Below are 18,379 nucleotides of genomic sequence, written 5' to 3' on the forward strand. Positions count from 1 at the left end.
ATCTTCACAAAAGCTTAAAGATGCACTTCAGGCAAAAAAAAAAAGAGACTGGCAAGCCAGTATCTCTTCTTTACGTACCGTTATTAAGATTGTTCAACGTTTTCCTGTTTTTTCTTCTCATCTAGAAGAATCGCTTTTCTTGAAAGATTGATTCGGCCCTGGTTATCGATTTCTTTAACCTTAACTTTAATCGTATCACCTAGGGAAACGATGTCTTCCACTTTACCGATGCGCTCTTCAGCCATTTCAGAAATGTGGACAAGCCCCTCTTTTCCTTTGAAGAGCTCAACAAAAGCACCGAATTTCTCGATACGTTTCACTTTACCATCGTAAACTTCGCCGACTTCTACTTCACGGACGATATCTTCAATGATTTTCTGAGCTGTTGCATTCATGCTGGCATCTGTTGAAGAAATGAACACTGTTCCATCCTGTTCAATATCAATTTTAACACCAGTATCATCAATGATTTGGTTGATTTGTTTTCCGCTTGGTCCAATGACATCACGGATTTTGTCTGGATTGATTTTCATCGTCATGATCTTAGGAGCATGGGCAGAAAGTTCTTTACGTGTTTCAGGGATGGTCTCAAGCATGTGTCCAAGGATTTCCATACGTCCTTTTTTCGCTTGAGCCAGTGCCTCTTCAAGAATTTCTCTTGAAAGACCTTCAATCTTAATATCCATTTGAAGAGCTGTTACTCCTTGTTCTGTTCCAGCAACTTTGAAGTCCATGTCTCCAAGGGCATCTTCCATTCCTTGGATGTCTGTTAGGATCGTATAATCATCACCTGATTTTACAAGTCCCATCGCAATTCCAGCAACAGGTGCTTTAATTGGGACACCAGCATCCATCATAGCAAGCGTACTTGCACAAATACTTGCTTGGGATGTAGAACCGTTTGATTCCAGAACCTCAGAAACAAGTCGGATGGTGTAAGGGAACTCTTTCTCCGAAGGAATAACAACTTCAAGTGCACGTTCACCTAGAGCTCCGTGACCGATTTCACGGCGACCAGGGCCACGGATTGGTCCTGTTTCTCCAACAGAGAATTTAGGGAAGTTGTAATGGTGCATAAAACGCTTGGACTCCTCAAGATCAAGACCGTCGAGGATCTGTACATCTCCAAGAGCTCCAAGGGTACATACACTAAGGGCCTGGGTTTGACCACGTGTGAATAATCCGGAACCGTGTGTACGTGGAAGCAATCCTACACGGGAGGTCAGTGGACGAATAACGTCAACACCACGGCCATCTGGACGAATTTTATCTTTCGTAATAAGACGGCGCACTTCCGTTTTCACCATATCTTCTAAGATGGATCCTACTTGTTTGATTGTTTCTTCATCTGCTTCTTGTTCTTCGTAAGAAGCGACTACGTCAGCTTTCACTTGGGCAATGGCTTCTTCACGTGCTTTCTTTTCTTCTGTCTTGATCGCTTGAACGATGGCGTCTGTTGCTTCTGCTTCAACTTTCTCTTTCAGCTCAGCATCCAGATCGAACAACTGCACTTCCATCTTCTCACGACCTACAGCTTCAACGATTTCTTCCTGGAAAGCAACAAGGCGCTTGATTTCTTCATGCCCGAACATGATCGCTTCAAGCATGTCCTCTTCAGAAACTTCTTCGGCACCAGCTTCAACCATATTGATGGCGTCCTTCGTACCCGCCACTGTAAGGTCGATATCACTTTTTTCTTGTTGTTCAACTGTTGGATTAATGACGAATTCCCCGTCTACCCGTCCAACAATAACACCCGCAATCGGTCCTTCGAATGGAATATCAGATACACCCAAAGATATGGATGATCCCAGCATTGCTGCCATTTCTGAGGAACAATCCTGATCAACACTCATAACAGAGCTGATTACTTGTACATCGTTACGGAAACCCTCTGGGAACAATGGACGAATCGGACGGTCAATCAAACGGGAGGCAAGGACAGCTTTGTCACTTGGGCGACCTTCACGTTTAATGAAACCTCCTGGGATCTTACCTACTGCGTAAAGACGCTCTTCATAATTTACAGTCAATGGGAAAAACGGCAGGTCCTTCGGCTCTTTACTACCAGTAGCTGTGGATAGGACAGTCGTATCTCCATAATGGATGAGTGCTGCACCATTCGCTTGTTTCGCCAACTCGCCAATTTCCACGGAAAAAGTACGACCGGCAACATCAATGGAAAACACTTGTTTTTCTTCTGCCATATAGAACTTAACTCCTCTCGATAACTCTTCTTATTTCATTATAAGGGTTTATTGTCAGTTTACACCCTTCTGTATGTAAACATACAGAAAAAGCGGGAATAACTCCCGCTTTTTCCCATACATTAGCGACGCAAGCCAAGGCTCTTGATTAGCTCACGGTAACGTGTAATGTCCTTATTACGAAGGTAGTTCAATAGGTTACGACGCTTACCTACCATTTTAAGCAATCCACGACGAGAGTGGTGGTCTTGCTTGTGAGCACGAAGGTGCTCGTTCAAAGTAGTGATCTGCTCAGTTAGTACAGCGATTTGTACTTCTGGAGATCCTGTGTCGTTGTCATGAGTTTTGTACTCATTGATTAGTTCTTGTTTACGTTCTTGTGTGATAGCCATTATAGCTACACCTCCTGGAAAAATTTAGAATTCCCTTTCCCCGAGCGGACGTCGGAGTTACGTTCCGCCAAGCGAAGGTTCCATATTAAAGGGTACATTTTTTTTAAGTGAAATGCAAGTAAAACCAACAAACTCTGATAAAAAACTGTGGACTTTGGGCTCTCATGTATGGCCATTCACTAATTCTTTATAAAAGCGAGAGTGTTAAAATACACGGACCGGCTTTATGAGGCCGTTTTTTCGTGGATGTTGCTGGTAAATCGCCAGGACCTCACCAGCGTTCATCACTGTAAATTGCTCATCATGGATATGGTCAGGCTTTTCGAATACTTGACCATGTTTGATTTTTTCGACCTTGTCAGCATCGACTTCCCATGAATCCATATGGACAAGTCCTCTGGATAAAGGAAGGAGCAATTGCTCTCCAGAGCTTTCATCTACAACTTGTTGGATTTCATTGAAAGTATAGCAGTCTTCTCTTGTGATATCCGCAGTTTGTGTCCGTACCAACGATGACATGTGTGCGGCATAACCAAGGGCCTTTCCAATGTCTACACAGAGTGTTCTCACATAGGTGCCTTTTGAACAGATGACTCGAAAAGAAAAGGTAAAGGTTTCCCCTTCCTGTTTAGGTTCAGGTGGCATCCATTCCATATGCTTAATGTGTACCTCTCTTGATGGCCTATCCACTTCCACACCTTCCCGGGCATACTCATAAAGCTTCTTCCCGTTAACTTTTACAGCCGAGTACATGGGTGGTGTCTGAGTAATCCAGCCTTGAAATGTTTCAAGGACGCTCTTGATCTTATCTATGGAAATACGTTCATGAACAGGGGTGGTTTTAACCGTCGTACCCGTTGCATCCTCTGTATCTGTCGCAGATCCAAGCGTAACAGAAGCTTCATACACTTTGTCTGTGTCCGTCAGAAAAGGAACAATTTTCGTAGCCTTTCCTACACAGAGGGGAAGCACCCCTTCTACTTCTGGGTCAAGGGTGCCTGTATGACCAACTTTTTTTGTTTTCAACATGCCACGGGCCTTACTGACACAATCATGGGATGTAAAGCCTTTTGGCTTCCATAATGGAAGAATCCCGTCCATTTACCTCTCACCTCAAAACTTTTTATCCTATATAAAATCCGTGCTGAAACAGCACGGATTTCTTATCAATCTTCCGTATCGTTCAAATCGCGAAGAATCGTTTCAATACGATTTCCTCTTTCGATCGCTTCGTCAAACTCAAACATGATTTCCGGAGTCTTACGAAGACGGATCCGCTGACCGATCTCTGATCGGATGAACCCTTTCGCTTTCGCAAGACCTACAAGTGTATCATGTTTCTGTTTATCATCACCCAATACAGAAATATATACTTTCGCTTGTTGTAAATCACCTGTCACTTTCACTTCTGTGACGGTGACGAACCCTACACGTGGATCCTTGATTTTTTTACTGATGATGTCACTCATCTCTTTTTTCATTTGTTCTCCAACGCGGTTCGCTCTTAAATCGTTCATGTAATCTCACCTCTTCTAACCAGACATCATAGCCATTCCTGATGGGTTTCTGTCCGTTCAAATTCAGGAAATGAATCAATGAAAGCCAAAGCTTGCTGCATCGTTTGTTCCGCAATCACTTTATCACTAGCAATCGTGACGAGGCCGATCCGGGTTCTCTGCCATAAGTCTTGATATTCAAGTTCACTTACAGCAATGTTGAACTCGTTCCTGAGCCTTGTCATGATGCGTTTCAAAACCGCACGCTTGTTTTTCAGTGACTGCGCATCATAAATGATACCATCCACTTCTGCGCTTACAATCATTTACGTTCGATTTCCTGCATCTCAAATGGTTCAATGATGTCGCCCACTTTAATGTCATTGAAGTTCTTAATTGTAATTCCACACTCGTATCCTTGCTGAACTTCTTTCGCATCATCTTTATAACGCTTCAGTGCATCGATTTCACCTTCGTAAATGACGACACCATCGCGGATGACACGGATACCGGAATTTCGGCCGATTTTACCATCTGTAACGTAAGATCCGGCAATTGTACCGATCTTAGATACTTTGAAGATTTCACGGACTTCCACCTGACCGATGATTTTTTCTTCATACTCTGGATCGAGCATCCCTTTCATAGCTGCTTCGATCTCTTCCATCACCTTGTAAATGATGTTATGAAGGCGGATTTCTACATCTTCCGCTTCAGCTGCTTTTCTAGCATTCCCGTCTGGACGGACGTTAAAACCAATAACTATCGCATTGGAAGCAGAAGCAAGTGTAATGTCAGATTCCGTTATGGCACCGACACCTGTGTGAATAATTTTAACTTTCACACCTTCCACTTCAATCTTCTCAAGAGAGCCAGCAAGGGCTTCTACTGATCCCTGAACATCGCCTTTAACAATCAGGTTGATTTCTTTAACATCGCCTTGTTTAATTTGAGCAAACAAGTCATCAAGGCTTACCTTTGCGTTAGAGCCGCGGTTTTCTTCCAATTGTTTTTGAGCACGTGCTTCTCCTACAGAGCGCGCTTTCTTTTCATCATCAAAGACTAAGAATCGATCGCCTGCCTGAGGAACATTGTTTAATCCTGTAATTTCCACTGGTGTGGAAGGTCCGGCAACTTTTACGCGACGGCCGATATCGTTCACCATAGCACGTACGCGCCCCCAAGTATTCCCAACGACAATGGCATCACTGACATTCAAGGTACCGTTCTGAACCAGCAATGTGGCTACTGGACCGCGTCCTTTATCCAATTCTGCTTCAATAACCGTACCATAAGCAGCACGATCAGGGTTGGCTTTCAATTCTTCCATTTCGGATACAAGGCCGATCATTTCAACTAGATCGTCAATCCCTTCTCCGTTAACGGCGGACATTTTGACAAAGATCGTTTCTCCACCAAAATCTTCAGCAATCAGCTCATATTCCATAAGCTCCTGCATCACACGGTCAGGGTTCGCGCCTTCTTTATCCATCTTATTGACCGCAACGATAATTGGTACTTCTGCCGCTTTCGCGTGACTGATGGCTTCTTTTGTCTGCGGCATAACTCCATCATCTGCAGCAACAACAAGGATAGCAATGTCTGTCACTTGAGCACCACGGGAACGCATGCTTGTAAATGCAGCGTGACCAGGTGTATCAAGGAACGTAATTTTCTTGCCATTGTCTTCGATTTGGTAAGCACCAATATGCTGGGTGATTCCACCGGCTTCGCCTTCCGTCACTTTCGTGTTACGGATCTGGTCAAGAAGCGTCGTTTTTCCGTGGTCTACGTGACCCATGATCGTAACGACAGCAGGGCGGTCCTGCAAATCTTCCGGTTCGTCGTCGAACACCATGTTCTCAATGTCCGTCTCGTCCACAACGACCTCTTCTTCGACTTCTACACCGAACTCATCACAGATCAATTCAATGGAATCTGCATCAAGTTCCTGGTTGATGGTAGCCATTGTGCCTAGGAACATAAGCTTTTTAATAATTTCTGAAGAATCTTTGTTTAGTTTTTCTGCAAGTTCACCAACTGTCAGACTGCCTGCATACGTGATTTTTTCAGGTGTCTGCTTTTTAGACTTCTTAGGTGCTTGCTGTGGTGCAGGCTTATGGTTCTTCTGGTTGTTGTTTTTTTGCTTCTTGTTGTTCGCCTGCTTCTTATTGTTATTCGGTTTTTGAGACTTCGCTTTATTCTGGTTTTGCCCTTTGGAAGCTTGCCCTTTTCCAAATGCTTGATCCAGCTTCTTCGCTGCATCATCCTCCAAAGTGGACATATGATTGTTCACTTCGATATTCAGATTTTGCAGTTTTTGAATGACTTGTTTACTAGATAGTTCATTTTTCTTTGCATATTCGTATACGCGCATTTTACTCATAAAATCTTCACCCCCGAATAGATTCATCGAGTAGCGATTGCAACTTTTTCGCAAATCCTTGGTCAAGAACTGCGATCGCGACTCTCCCTGCCTTTCCGATAGCCTGTGATAATGTATCTCGATCATCGACTTCATAGCAAGGTATTTCATAGAAGCTGCATTTATCTGTCAGCTTCTTCTTTGTTTGTTTTCCTGTATCATTGGCGATGAGAACGAGCTTAGCTTTTCGTTTTTGAATGTCTCGAACGATTGATTCCTCACCGAGCGTACACTTACCGGCTCTTAATGCCAGTCCCAACAGGTTCAGATAGCTGCCGTTCATGATGGGTCAGCCTTCACTTTTGTTCTCAATTCCTCATAGATGTTGTCATCCACCTTCGTTTTAAGGTGACGGTTCAACACCTGCTGCTTTTCAGCCTCCTCAATGACTTGAAGGTCTTTCATGAGATAGGCTCCACGCCCATTCTTTTTTCCAGTGTCGTCCACAAAAACCTCTCCCTCTTTATTGCGCACAACACGGATCAATTGCTGTTTAGGAACCATCTCCTGTGTGACGACACATTTTCTTAATGGTTGTTTTTTGGAACGGGTCATCGTTCTCCCCCCTCCTTAATCTTCAGACAGTTCTTCGTCAAAAACGTCTTCATCTTCCATATCGGTTTCTTCTGTAGAAAGAAGACCTTGCTCACGTGCTTCACTTTCACTCTTAATATCAATCTTCCAGCCTGTCAACTTGGCCGCAAGACGAGCGTTTTGACCACGCTTACCGATGGCAAGAGACAATTGATAATCAGGAACGATCACTGTTGTAGCCTTATCTTCTTCATCCACGAGCACTTCCACGACCTTAGAAGGACTTAACGCATTCGATACATATTCAACGGGATCTTCAGACCATTGAACGATATCAATTTTTTCACCCTTCAATTCGTTGACAATTGCTTGCACACGTTGACCTCTTTGACCTACACAAGAGCCAACCGGATCGATTTCCTGATCTTCTGCATATACGGAAATTTTTGAACGGTCCCCTGCTTCCCGGGCTACAGACATGACTTCGACAGTACCATCATAAATTTCAGGTACTTCCATCTCAAACAAACGCTTCAGAAGCCCTGGGTGTGTACGGGAAACATAGATGTGTGGCCCTTTGTTGCTGTTTTCCACCTTTGTCACGAATACTTTGAGGCGATCGTGGACTTCATAGGTTTCTGTCGGCATTTGCTCCCCTTCTGGAAGACGCGCTTCAATTTTACCTAGATTCACATAGACGAAGCGGGGATCCTTTCTTTGGATAATCCCTGTCATGACATCTTCTTCACGATCAACATACTCACCGTAAATGATGCCGCGTTCCGCTTCACGGACACGTTGCGTAACAACTTGCTTAGCCGCTTGTGCTGCGATACGGCCGAAGTCCATTGGTGTCACTTCGACTTCGATCACATCTTCAACCTCATAGTTCGGATCGATCTCATTTGCTTCTTCTAAAGAGATTTCCTGCTGCGGATCCATGACTTCTTCTACGATTTCTTTTCGCGCAAGGACTTTCATGGCACTTTCTTCTTCATTAATATCCACACGTACGTTCGTTGCGGAATTGAAGTTTTTCTTATAAGCAGAAATCAAGGCTGCTTCAAGTGCTTCCAATAAAAGATTTTTGTCGATGCCTTTTTCCTTCTCTAAATAATTCATGGCATCAAATAGTTCACTACTCAACAGTTTTCTCCCCCTTAATTAAACGTAACAGCTAAATTAGCTTTAGCTATTTTTTGATATGGTACTTCCAGTTGTTTTTTACGTGTCTTAATACGAATTTCTACGGTTGCCACGGAATTTTCAAAGGACTTCAGTGTCCCTTCAAACTCCTTTTCCCCATCAATGGGTTCGTATAGTTTCATATACACATATTCACCGACAAACTTTTCGAAGTCTGCTTCTGTCTTTAGAGGACGTTCCGCCCCAGGTGATGCAACTTCCAGGAAATACGGAATTTCAATGGGATCTTCTTCATCTAATTTTTCACTCAGTTGTTCAGATACTTGTCCGCATTCTTCTATGTCCACACCGCCTTCTTTATCGATGAAGACGCGAAGGTACCAGTTCTGACCTTCTTTCTTGTACTCAATATCCACAAGTTCGAGGTTCATATCCTCAAGGATCGGCTGGACAAGACGTTCTGTAACGGATGTAACATGATTGCTCATGCTCTTCCCTCCTTCGAACACAATGTAATGGTTAGTATTTATTATTATGGGATGTATTCGCTCATTTCATTAAGTAAGAGGGTTAGAAATGCAAGTACCATGAGAAACCGCTATGACAAAGATCATAGCGGTTCGTCTCGCGGGTACTAAAAACCCCTCATGCATCGAAGTATCTCCACAAGCAAGAGGCTAGAATATGACGAAAGAGTGGGTTGCCCCACTCTTTCGTCGTTCGTATCACTCTTCTCACCATAAAAAATATATCATAGATGCGTATTCTATGCAACAAAGGAAGAAATCAACAGCTTCGCCTCCACCACTCACATGAAGTTATTTCAAGGAAGCTTCCTATTTTGGAGGACTCAGTTTCGAGACTTTCATGTGTGATTCTAGGGCTCCGGGAAAAGGTTCGCTTTCCATGGGGCGGGCGCTGAGTCTCCTCAGGCTACGCCTTCCGGGGTCTCACCTATCCCGCACACCCCATAGGAGTCTTACCGTTTCCCTCCGCCCCTTTACCATATGAGTATCTCGAAACCACTTCCGGAATAAGCTGCCTTTATGCACAATGTCAGTAGAAGGATATTAACTTCTATGAACACTATGTTGCATGCCAAAAGCTTGTATAGAGCGTTATGCTTAAAACACCACGTCCAATTGAAGATACCCTCTTATAATAAAAGGGATCGTTTCTCGTATCCATCGAAAGGGGGGGTTGGGAAACTGCGAGACTCCCGCGAGAATGGATGGACTGGCGAGACCCCGCAGTGCGAAGCACGAGGAGGCTTGCCGTCATCCCCGCAAGAAAGCGAGTGGCTTCCTAACCACCCCTGACTCTCAATATGGCAAACGATCCCCGATTATATCTTAATACTGAGCCTCTAACAACTAACAATGGATCGCCTGTTTCACCTGTCGGGAGCTGAGACGTTAGAAAAGGGACAGTTGGTTTTCATCCGGCATTCCCTCTAAGCATCCGAAGTTATCCAGGTACTCAAGAACGGTTTTGGAAATACGGCTGCGCTCTCTCAAGTCCTGCTTGGATAAGAATTCGCCTTCTTCTCTTGCATTAACGATATTGATGGCTGCGTTTGTTCCTAAGCCGTCGACTGCATTGAACGGTGGAATAAGCTCGTTGCCTTCAACAAGAAAGTCCGTAGCACTGGAACGGTAGAGATCCACGTTTTTAAATCCATATCCTCGTTCACACATTTCAAGAGATAGCTCGAGGACGGTCATTAAACTCTTTTCCTTCGGAGTAGCATCGAAGCCTTTTTCCTGAATCTCTTTCATACGCTTCCGGATGGCTTCAGAGCCTTTCATCATGGTTTCCAGTTCGAAATCGCTCGCCCTGACAGTGAAATAAGCCGCATAGAAATAGATCGGATAGTGGACTTTGAAATAGGCGATTCTTACCGCCATCAGTACATAGGCGGCAGCGTGTGCTTTCGGGAACATGTATTTGATTTTCTTACAAGAATCAATATACCAGTCCGGTACGCCATGTTTTTTCATTTCTTCAATCCACTCGTCTTGAAGGCCTCGGCCTTTACGGACAAATTCCATGATCTTAAAGGCCAGGGAAGGATCAAGACCTTTGTGCATGAGGTACACCATAATATCGTCACGACACCCGATAACCTCAGGTAGTGTACATATGCCATCATTGATCAACTGTTCGGCATTTCCAAGCCATACGTCCGTTCCGTGTGAGAGTCCGGATATGATGACAAGTTCTGCAAATGTTTTCGGCTTCGTATCTTCAAGCATCTGCCTTACAAATCTTGTACCAAACTCCGGTACGCCGAGCGTCCCTGTTTTACACATAATCTGGTCCGCCGACACTCCAAGTGCTTCAGGACCACTGAAAATCTTCATAACTTCAGGATCATCGACAGGAATTTCCTTTTGGTCAATCCCACTGAGGTCCTGCAACATACGGATGACGGTCGGGTCATCGTGCCCGAGTATATCCAATTTCAACAGATTATCGTGAATCGAGTGGAAATCAAAGTGCGTGGTCTTCCACTCTGCTTTCGTATCATCTGCTGGGAATTGTATCGGCGAGAAATCATAAATCTCCATATCATCAGGAACGACAATGATCCCACCAGGGTGTTGTCCGCTGGTCCTTTTCACACCTGTACAACCTTGTACAAGACGATCGATTTCAGCATTCTTATAAAGAAGCTGATGGTCTCCGGCGTAACCTTTCACATAGCCGTAAGCGGTCTTCTCCGCTATCGTACCAATCGTCCCGGCACGGAACACACTGTCCTCACCAAACAACTCTTTCGTATAATTGTGCGCATGGGGCTGGTATTCCCCAGAAAAGTTCAAGTCGATATCGGGAACCTTGTCCCCTTTAAAGCCAAGGAACGTTTCAAATGGAATGTCCTGACCATCTTTCGTCAGGGATGTACCGCATTCCGGGCAGGCTTTTTCTTCAAGATCAAACCCGCTTCCGACCGATCCGTCTGTGAAAAATTCATTATATTGACACGACGGACACACATAATGCGGCGGAAGTGGATTCACTTCCGTAATGTCTGTCATCGTAGCAACGAATGATGATCCGACAGAACCACGGGAACCAACAAGGTAACCATCTTCTAGCGATTTGGTTACGAGCTTCTGCGAGATGAGATAGATAACCGCAAATCCATTTCCGATAATACTGTCAAGTTCTTTTTCCAAACGTTTGACAATCAAATCAGGGATAGGTTCACCGTAAATGCTACGTGCTTTGTTGTAGGACATTTCACGAATCTCCTGGTCCGCCCCTTCGATGTTAGGCGTATATAAATCATCTTTAACCGGAGATACTTCACCAATCTGTTCAGAAATTTTATGAGTGTTCGTTACGACTAATTCTGTCGCTTTGTCTTTTCCTAAGAAACCAAGCTCATCAATCATTTCATTCGTCGTTTTAAAGTGGACCTCCGGCAGTGTCTGTCTGTTCAGCGGGTTTCCATTTTGGGAGGAAATGAGAATTTGACGGTACTGCTTTTCATGAGGCTCCACGTAGTGAGTATTTCCGGTAGCCACCACTGTTTTCCCCATTCGATCCGCCATAGCGACAATCCTTTTCAAAATATCGAGGATTTGAGCTTCCGTCTGGACTAGATCTTTTTCCAGCAAGTGATAATAGTTCCCCGGTGGTTGAATTTCGATATAATCATAAAATTCAGCCACTTTCTCTGCCTCTTCTTCAGATTTCTGCATCATCGTTTCAAAAACTTCGCCTTTGTCACAGCCAGAACCTACGAGAATTCCCTCTCTATTTTTGGCCAAAAGGGAGCGTGGAACGCGTGGAACACGGTAGAAATAATTGACATGCGCTTCTGATACGAGTCGGTAGATGTTTTTTAATCCTGTGCTGTTTGTGGCAAGCAGGGTACAATGGGAAGGACGGGAACGTTGGTATGCTTTCCCCTCACCCATGTAATCGTTCAGATTTTTATGGTTCGTTATCTCTTTTTCCATGGCTCGTTTCAGAAGTTTCCACAATAAATACCCCGTGGCTTCGGCATCATAAATCGCCCGGTGGTGCTGGGTCAATTCAATATCGAATTTCTTACATAGCGTATTTAAGCGGTGGTTCTTTAATTCAGGCACCAGAAAACGAGCGAGCTCTAACGTATCGATGACTGGGTTCGTAGACTTTTCCAGCCCGATTTTCTGATATCCTGCATTCAAAAATCCCATATCGAAACTGGCGTTGTGGGCGACAAGGATGTCCTCTCCTGTCCATTCATGGAAGTCCTTGAGCACCTGTTCGATTTCAGGTGCATCCTTAACCATGTCATCCGTGATCCCTGTTAGGTCGATCGTTGTTTGGGATAACGGTTGATGAGGGTTAGCAAAGGATTCAAATCGATCGATGATTTCTCCGCCCTGTACTTTGACGGCAGCTAGTTCGATGATTTTATCATACACAGCTGAAAGCCCAGTGGTCTCCACGTCAAAAACTACGTAAACAGCATCCTCTAGCTCCCGGTCCTGTTCCTCATACGCAATCGGGACTCCATCATCAACCAAATTCGCTTCCACACCATAAATGATTTTCACACCATTCTTCTGGCCTGCGGCATGGGCATCCGGATAAGCTTGAACGACCGCATGGTCTGTAATGGCAATCGCTTCGTGGCCCCAATCTGCCGCTTGCTTGACCAGACGTGACGGGGATACAGGTGCATCCATCGCACTCATTGTGGTATGGGCGTGCAATTCTATCCTCTTTTCCCCTTCAGGCGCTTGATCTTCTCGCAATTTCGGCTTGACTTCGTTAATGTCGTTGGCCATCATCGTCAATTCATTCGTGAAGTTATCTGTCTGGATGCCCCCTCGCGCTTTGATCCACATCCCTTCTTTCACGTGCTTAAACAGTTCAGCGTGATCGTCTCCGCGTGAGAACATTTTGATTGAAAAGGAATCCGTATAGTCGGTGACTTTCAATAGTAATAAATGACGTCCGGAGCGAAGTTCTTTGATTTCGACATCGAAGATATAACCCTGGACAGCAATCTTCTTCTCTTCTTCCTGGATTTCCTCCATCGGGATGATGTCATCTTGAATTTTGTAACCAATTTCAAGCGGCCCTTTGGGCTTGGAATCGTCTTTATCTTTCGCTCTTTCCTCTTGTTCTTTCACCGCTTGCTGGACTAGTATTTTGTCTTCTTTTTGGCGTTCTTCCTGGAATCGTTTGATTTGTTCCGTTTCTTCTTTCACTCGTGTTGAAAGCATGAAAGAAGGAAGCCCGCATTTGAGACAAAAGCTTTTCAATGGTTCTTCCAATTTCTTTTGAATGGCATGGCTCTCAGCTAAGTTCCTGCAGGTTAACATAACTTTATTCCCGTTCACTTCAGGCTGCTGCTCCATTAATAAATCTTTATAGCTTGGTGTTAGATTCGTTAAGGTTTTAATGAAGCTCTGCCAGTATTCAAGCACATCATTCGATGCCAGTTCTTTTTCTGATGTCTCAATTGTCCACGTTACTTCTGCGATTGATCGGAAAGTGGCTACAAGTTTGCTCGTAAATAAATCATAGACAGACGGCGGAAGTGGTTTAGGCATATGAAAATGAAAATGCCACAATTTTTGTTCGCGGTAAACCACCAGCTTCTGCATGCTGCTTTCTTTAAAGTGAGGTTCTATTAGATCATGCGGGAACTGAATCTGCTCCAGCAAATAGTGCATTTTTTCCTTGTTGCTGACACTCAAACGGAATTCCTCCTCTTTCCTAACCCAACACCTGACATGGAAAAACCCTTGCTCTTTCCTTTAGCAAGGGTATAGTTTTCCATAAAAGATATTAGGCTTTGTACCAGTTCTTAATATATTCTAAAACTTCACTAGTTTCTAATTCATTCTGATCGCCCGTTGCACGTTCCTTCACTTCCACAACACCTTCACCGGCACGTTTTCCTACAGTGATTCTTACAGGTACACCGAAAAGGTCGCTGTCAGCAAATTTCACGCCGGCACGTTCTTTACGATCATCATATAAAACTTCGATCCCTGCATCAAGCAGTGTGTCATAGATTTGATCTGCCAATTCTTTCTGTTCTTCTTTTTTAGGATTCAATGAAAGCAGATGGACTTGATACGGAGCAATATTCTTCGGCCACGTGATCCCTCTTTCATCATGGTATTGTTCTACGATTGCTGCAAGCGTACGTGAAACGCCGATACCGTAGGATCCCATAATCATCGTCTTCGCTTTTCCTTGATCATTAAGGAATGTAGCATTCATCCGTTCGGAATAGAATTCACCCAGCTTGAAGACATGTCCGACTTCAATCCCGCGGGCAAACTTGATCATCCCCTCTCCATCCGGTGATGGATCTCCTTCTTCGATGAAACGTAAATCAGCATACGTCTTGACTTCAAAGTCCCTCTCAGGTGTAGCATTTTTAAAGTGCCATCCTTCTTCATTGGCTCCACAAGAGACGTTCACCATGGCTCCTACCGCATGATCGGCGACTACTTCCACTTCTTCAGGGACACCAATCGGACCAAGGGAACCAAATCCTGAACCTAGCAGTCGTTTCGTGTCTTCTTCTGAAGCCAGTTCAACCATATCTGCATCATAAAGGTTTTTCAATTTAACATCATTCACTTCATGATCGCCACGAGTAAGGGCAAGGACAAATTTCTCATCGACTTGGAAAAGGATCGACTTGATGCCTTCCTGTAAATCGTGCCCCAGGTATTCGGCTACTTCCTTCATTGTCTTTTGACCTGGCGTGTCAACTTTCTCCATCGTTTGAGGAGTAGCTTCGGACTTCTCATAAGTCGCGACGACTGGTGCCATTTCGATATTGGCTGCATAACGAGAAGTATCTGAATAGGCAATGACATCTTCACCTACATCAGATAAAACCATGAATTCATGGGTATCTTTCCCTCCCATGGCGCCTGAGTCTGCGATAACAGCACGGAAATTCAATCCACAGCGTCTGAATACGTTCGAGTATGCTTCGAACATCTTATCATAGGTTTCATCAAGGCTTTCATAGGATTCATTGAATGAATAGGCATCTTTCATCAAAAACTCTCTTCCACGCAAAAGACCAAATCGAGGACGGGCTTCATCGCGGAATTTATTTTGAATTTGGAAAACCGTCAATGGAAGCTGCTTGTAACTTTTAACTTCATGACGTACCAGGCTTGTGATGACTTCCTCATGGGTCGCACCAAGAGCGAACTCCCGATTGTGTCGGTCGTTCAGTCGCATCAGTTCAGAGCCGAAGGTGGTCCAACGCCCTGTTTCCTTCCAAAGTTCTGAAGGCTCAAGTGCAGGCATCGCCATTTCATGAGCACCGATTTTCTCCATCTCTTCCCGGACGATGTTTTCAACTTTGCTCAACACGCGGCGGCCGATTGGCAGGAAGCTGTAGATGCCGGATGCAATCTGGCGTATGTAACCAGCGCGAACGAGGAGCTGGTGGCTCTTGATTTCAGCATCAGCAGGGTTTTCTTTAAGGGTAGGTATTAACATATGACTTTGTCTCATAAATGCACCTCAGTTCTATTTAATCAAAATTTATAAAAGGAGGAAATCGCTAGTCTCGAAGATTCCCTATCTTTTTGACGTTAATAAAAAGAAGCCGGAAGCCTAGGAATCGCCGATCACCTCAGGACTTCCAGCTATAATCAATCACAAGAATAAACGTTGGATATCGTTCCAAGTGACGACGAGCATCAATAACATGAGTAAAGCGAATCCGATGAAGTGAACGATCCCTTCTTTCTGAGGGTCGATTGGTTTCCCTCTCAGCCCTTCAAGACCTACGAATAAGAGACGTCCTCCATCCAAAGCAGGGAGTGGAAGCAGGTTTACAATTCCAAGGTTAATACTCAAGATGGAGGTCCACATGACAAAATTCGTAAATCCTGTGCGCACAACCTGGTCTGTCGCATCATAAATGCCGACTGGACCTGAAAGCATATCCAAAGAGAATTGTCCTGTCACTAATTTACCGAGATTTGTTAAGATCAGTGCTGACCACTCATAAGTCTGAGTAAATCCAAACGTCAATTTTTTCGCAAAAGACTCTTCAAAAGCACGGGCGACCCCCACTTGCCCGATCGTCGTCTCTCTACTCTCTACGGAGGCAGGTGTGACGTTTAACTGTTGTGTTGCTCCCTCACGATTGATTGTCAACGTCACTTCTTCATCAGGATGAGCTCGAATGATGGTCGTGAATTCTTCCCACGTACTGACGGATTCTCCATCCACAGCAACGACTTCATCACCAGCCTGTAGACCAGCCTGTGAAGCCGGTGAGTTGCCCTGGATCTCTCCCAGTTTCGCTTCGTTCGAAGGGACCCCCTGAATAAAACCAAGAAGCATGAACAAGACAATCGCCAGGACGAAGTTCATCATAGGACCAGCGAAAAGCTGCATCGCACGCTGAGGAACAGATTTTGAAGCAAATTGGCGATTATAAGGAGCAATTTGTGTTTCTTTTTCATCCATGACGAACATCGCCTTCGGATCGACCTCAAAGAAGAGCTTTTCGTCTTCATCGATTTCGTACCCTTCAATGACTAGACGATGATCTAAATCCGCGCGTTCGACTTCAATGACACGCGCATGTGGATGCTTGTCTTTATTGTTTACGATTATTTTATTTACTTTCCCAGCGTCATTGAATTCAAGGCCAATATGGTGGCCGGCTTTCAATTCTACGATTTCTGGATCTTCGCCTGCAACTCGAACATAGCCGCCAATGGGGAGAATACGGATTGTGTAAAGAGTTTCATTCCGAGTGAATGCAAAAATCTTAGGTCCAAATCCTATTGCAAATTCCCTTGCGAGCATTCCCGCTCGTTTGGCAAATATGAGATGCCCCCACTCATGCACGAACACCAAAAGTCCGAACATAAGAATAAATGCAACCACTGTAGTCAAATGAAGCACCTTCCTTTTTTAGCTCTGGGTCATTCTATAGGATGGGATGTTTATAGTGGAAGTGAACCATCATCATTTAGACGGCCGCATAAACGTATTCAACCACCAGAGCTTTTAATTTATTTGGAAACGAACTCTTTCCCTCGTTTCCTTATCAATAGAAATTATGGTAGACAAGTCAGGGTTATGAATCCTGTCATGTTTTTCTAATGCTTGAGCGATGTATTTTTCAATATCAAGAAAAGATATTTTGCCTTCGAGGAACTGCTGAACAGCCTCTTCGTTGGCAGCATTCAGGACTGTCGGCATCGAGCCACCTGCTTTTCCTGCTTCAAATGCCATTCTTAAACAAGGGAATCGATCCATGTCCATCTTTTGAAAATTCAACGTAGCGATCTCTTCCAAGTTCAAGTTTTTCGTAATTGGAAGCTCCTTACGCTCCGGATAAGTCAAAGCATATTGGATCGGTACTTTCATATCCGGCGTTCCAAGCTGGGCAATCACATTTCGATCGACATATTCAACCATAGAATGGATGACACTTTCTCTATGAAGAATAACATGAATCTGGTCATAAGGTACATCAAAAAGCCAGTGCGCCTCAATAACTTCCAATCCCTTGTTCATCATTGAAGCAGAATCGATGGTGATTTTCGCACCCATCTTCCAATTAGGGTGATTTAACGCATCATCAACTGTGACACCGACAAGTTCTTCTCTTGTTTGGTCACGGAAGCTTCCTCCAGATGCAGTAATGATGAGTTTATTGATGTCTTTCCTTTGTTCACCGTTCAAAGCCTGAAAGATAGCCGAATGCTCACTGTCTACAGGAAGAAGATTGACATCATGTTTTCTTGCTTCTTCCATGACTAGATGCCCTGCTGTCACAAGGGTTTCCTTGTTGGCAATCGCAATTTGTTTTTTGGACTGAATGGCTTTTAAAGTAGCAGGTAACCCGATGCTTCCCATTACTGCATTGACAACTACATCTACAGGTTCGGCTATACTTGCTTCAATTAAACCCTCTCCCCCACAAAGAATCTGGGAGTGGGATAATTCTTTTTCCAGTTTTCTCTTCGTTTCTTCATCTTGAACGACGATCATGGATGGTTCGAACTCTCGGATCAAAGGGAGAGCTTTTTCGACGTTTCTGCCAAACCCCATGGCATATAAAGAAAATTGATCTGGGTGCAATCGAAGAACATCAAGGGTTTGAATTCCAATTGATCCCGTTGCCCCAAGTAAGGATACTTGCTTCATTGTTCCATGGCCCCT

The 18,379-nt window shown here is 44.3% G+C and carries 14 protein-coding genes; all 14 read right to left on the reverse strand.

What is annotated here, in order from left to right:
- Positions 1-83: 83 nt before the first annotated feature.
- Complete coding sequence (gene pnp, locus ACQ4XT_RS15980; protein WP_446854532.1) at positions 84-2,207, reverse strand: polyribonucleotide nucleotidyltransferase; 2,124 nt, start codon at positions 2,205-2,207, stop codon at positions 84-86.
- A 122-nt stretch (positions 2,208-2,329) separates the two neighbouring features.
- A complete protein-coding gene (gene rpsO / locus ACQ4XT_RS15985) occupies positions 2,330-2,599 on the reverse strand; it encodes a 30S ribosomal protein S15 (RefSeq protein WP_128522718.1) in 270 nt (89 codons plus the stop codon).
- Between the two features lie 204 nt (positions 2,600-2,803).
- Complete coding sequence (gene truB / locus ACQ4XT_RS15990) at positions 2,804-3,700, reverse strand: tRNA pseudouridine(55) synthase TruB (protein ID WP_446854533.1); 897 nt, start codon at positions 3,698-3,700, stop codon at positions 2,804-2,806.
- Between the two features lie 65 nt (positions 3,701-3,765).
- Positions 3,766-4,116 (reverse strand): 30S ribosome-binding factor RbfA, encoded by a 351-nt coding sequence (gene rbfA / locus ACQ4XT_RS15995; RefSeq protein ID WP_089652372.1) that lies wholly within the window; start codon positions 4,114-4,116, stop codon positions 3,766-3,768.
- Between the two features lie 26 nt (positions 4,117-4,142).
- Positions 4,143-4,421, reverse strand: a complete 279-nt coding sequence (locus ACQ4XT_RS16000; RefSeq protein ID WP_089652373.1) for a DUF503 domain-containing protein — start codon at positions 4,419-4,421, stop codon at positions 4,143-4,145.
- The gene (infB, locus tag ACQ4XT_RS16005) at positions 4,418-6,481 is read right to left on the reverse strand and encodes a translation initiation factor IF-2 (RefSeq protein WP_446854534.1); all 2,064 of its coding nucleotides are present in this window, start codon (positions 6,479-6,481) and stop codon (positions 4,418-4,420) included. Before infB ends, ACQ4XT_RS16000 begins: the two co-directional genes overlap by 4 nt.
- Positions 6,482-6,488: 7 nt before the next feature.
- Positions 6,489-6,803 carry a YlxQ family RNA-binding protein gene (locus tag ACQ4XT_RS16010; protein WP_446854535.1) on the reverse strand — a complete coding sequence of 105 codons (315 nt, stop codon included), beginning with the start codon at positions 6,801-6,803 and terminating at the stop codon, positions 6,489-6,491.
- The gene (gene rnpM / locus ACQ4XT_RS16015; protein WP_446854536.1) at positions 6,800-7,075 is read right to left on the reverse strand and encodes an RNase P modulator RnpM; all 276 of its coding nucleotides are present in this window, start codon (positions 7,073-7,075) and stop codon (positions 6,800-6,802) included. The genes ACQ4XT_RS16010 and rnpM overlap by 4 nt, the downstream gene beginning before the upstream one ends.
- Before the next feature lie 15 nt (positions 7,076-7,090).
- Positions 7,091-8,200: a transcription termination factor NusA gene (gene nusA / locus ACQ4XT_RS16020; RefSeq protein WP_446854537.1), complete on the reverse strand. Its 1,110-nt coding sequence runs from the start codon at positions 8,198-8,200 to the stop codon at positions 7,091-7,093.
- Positions 8,201-8,214: 14 nt separating this feature from the next.
- Entirely contained in the window at positions 8,215-8,688 is a 474-nt protein-coding gene (gene rimP, locus ACQ4XT_RS16025) for a ribosome maturation factor RimP (RefSeq protein WP_146816390.1), read from the reverse strand.
- Positions 8,689-9,615: 927 nt separating this feature from the next.
- Positions 9,616-13,908 (reverse strand): PolC-type DNA polymerase III, encoded by a 4,293-nt coding sequence (locus ACQ4XT_RS16030; RefSeq protein ID WP_446854538.1) that lies wholly within the window; start codon positions 13,906-13,908, stop codon positions 9,616-9,618.
- Positions 13,909-13,999: 91 nt separating this feature from the next.
- Entirely contained in the window at positions 14,000-15,703 is a 1,704-nt protein-coding gene (locus ACQ4XT_RS16035) for a proline--tRNA ligase (RefSeq protein ID WP_446854539.1), read from the reverse strand.
- A 144-nt stretch (positions 15,704-15,847) separates the two neighbouring features.
- A complete protein-coding gene (gene rseP, locus ACQ4XT_RS16040; protein ID WP_446854540.1) occupies positions 15,848-17,104 on the reverse strand; it encodes an RIP metalloprotease RseP in 1,257 nt (418 codons plus the stop codon).
- Positions 17,105-17,218: 114 nt separating this feature from the next.
- The gene (gene dxr, locus ACQ4XT_RS16045) at positions 17,219-18,364 is read right to left on the reverse strand and encodes a 1-deoxy-D-xylulose-5-phosphate reductoisomerase (RefSeq protein WP_446854541.1); all 1,146 of its coding nucleotides are present in this window, start codon (positions 18,362-18,364) and stop codon (positions 17,219-17,221) included.
- Positions 18,365-18,379: the final 15 nt, after the last annotated feature.

This window comes from Halobacillus sp. 12SKB (genome assembly GCF_052941655.1).

Bases quoted from the DNA above. Each gene is read 5' to 3' on its own strand.
- pnp (WP_446854532.1), bottom strand. From the start codon at position 2,207: ATGGCAGAAGAAAAACAAGTGTTTTCCATTGATGTTGCCGGTCGTACT.
- rpsO (WP_128522718.1), bottom strand. From the start codon at position 2,599: ATGGCTATCACACAAGAACGTAAACAAGAACTAATCAATGAGTACAAA.
- truB (WP_446854533.1), bottom strand. From the start codon at position 3,700: ATGGACGGGATTCTTCCATTATGGAAGCCAAAAGGCTTTACATCCCAT.
- rbfA (WP_089652372.1), bottom strand. From the start codon at position 4,116: ATGAACGATTTAAGAGCGAACCGCGTTGGAGAACAAATGAAAAAAGAG.
- ACQ4XT_RS16000 (WP_089652373.1), bottom strand. From the start codon at position 4,421: ATGATTGTAAGCGCAGAAGTGGATGGTATCATTTATGATGCGCAGTCA.
- infB (WP_446854534.1), bottom strand. From the start codon at position 6,481: ATGAGTAAAATGCGCGTATACGAATATGCAAAGAAAAATGAACTATCT.
- ACQ4XT_RS16010 (WP_446854535.1), bottom strand. From the start codon at position 6,803: ATGAACGGCAGCTATCTGAACCTGTTGGGACTGGCATTAAGAGCCGGT.
- rnpM (WP_446854536.1), bottom strand. From the start codon at position 7,075: ATGACCCGTTCCAAAAAACAACCATTAAGAAAATGTGTCGTCACACAG.
- rimP (WP_146816390.1), bottom strand. From the start codon at position 8,688: ATGAGCAATCATGTTACATCCGTTACAGAACGTCTTGTCCAGCCGATC.
- ACQ4XT_RS16035 (WP_446854539.1), bottom strand. From the start codon at position 15,703: ATGAGACAAAGTCATATGTTAATACCTACCCTTAAAGAAAACCCTGCT.
- dxr (WP_446854541.1), bottom strand. From the start codon at position 18,364: ATGAAGCAAGTATCCTTACTTGGGGCAACGGGATCAATTGGAATTCAA.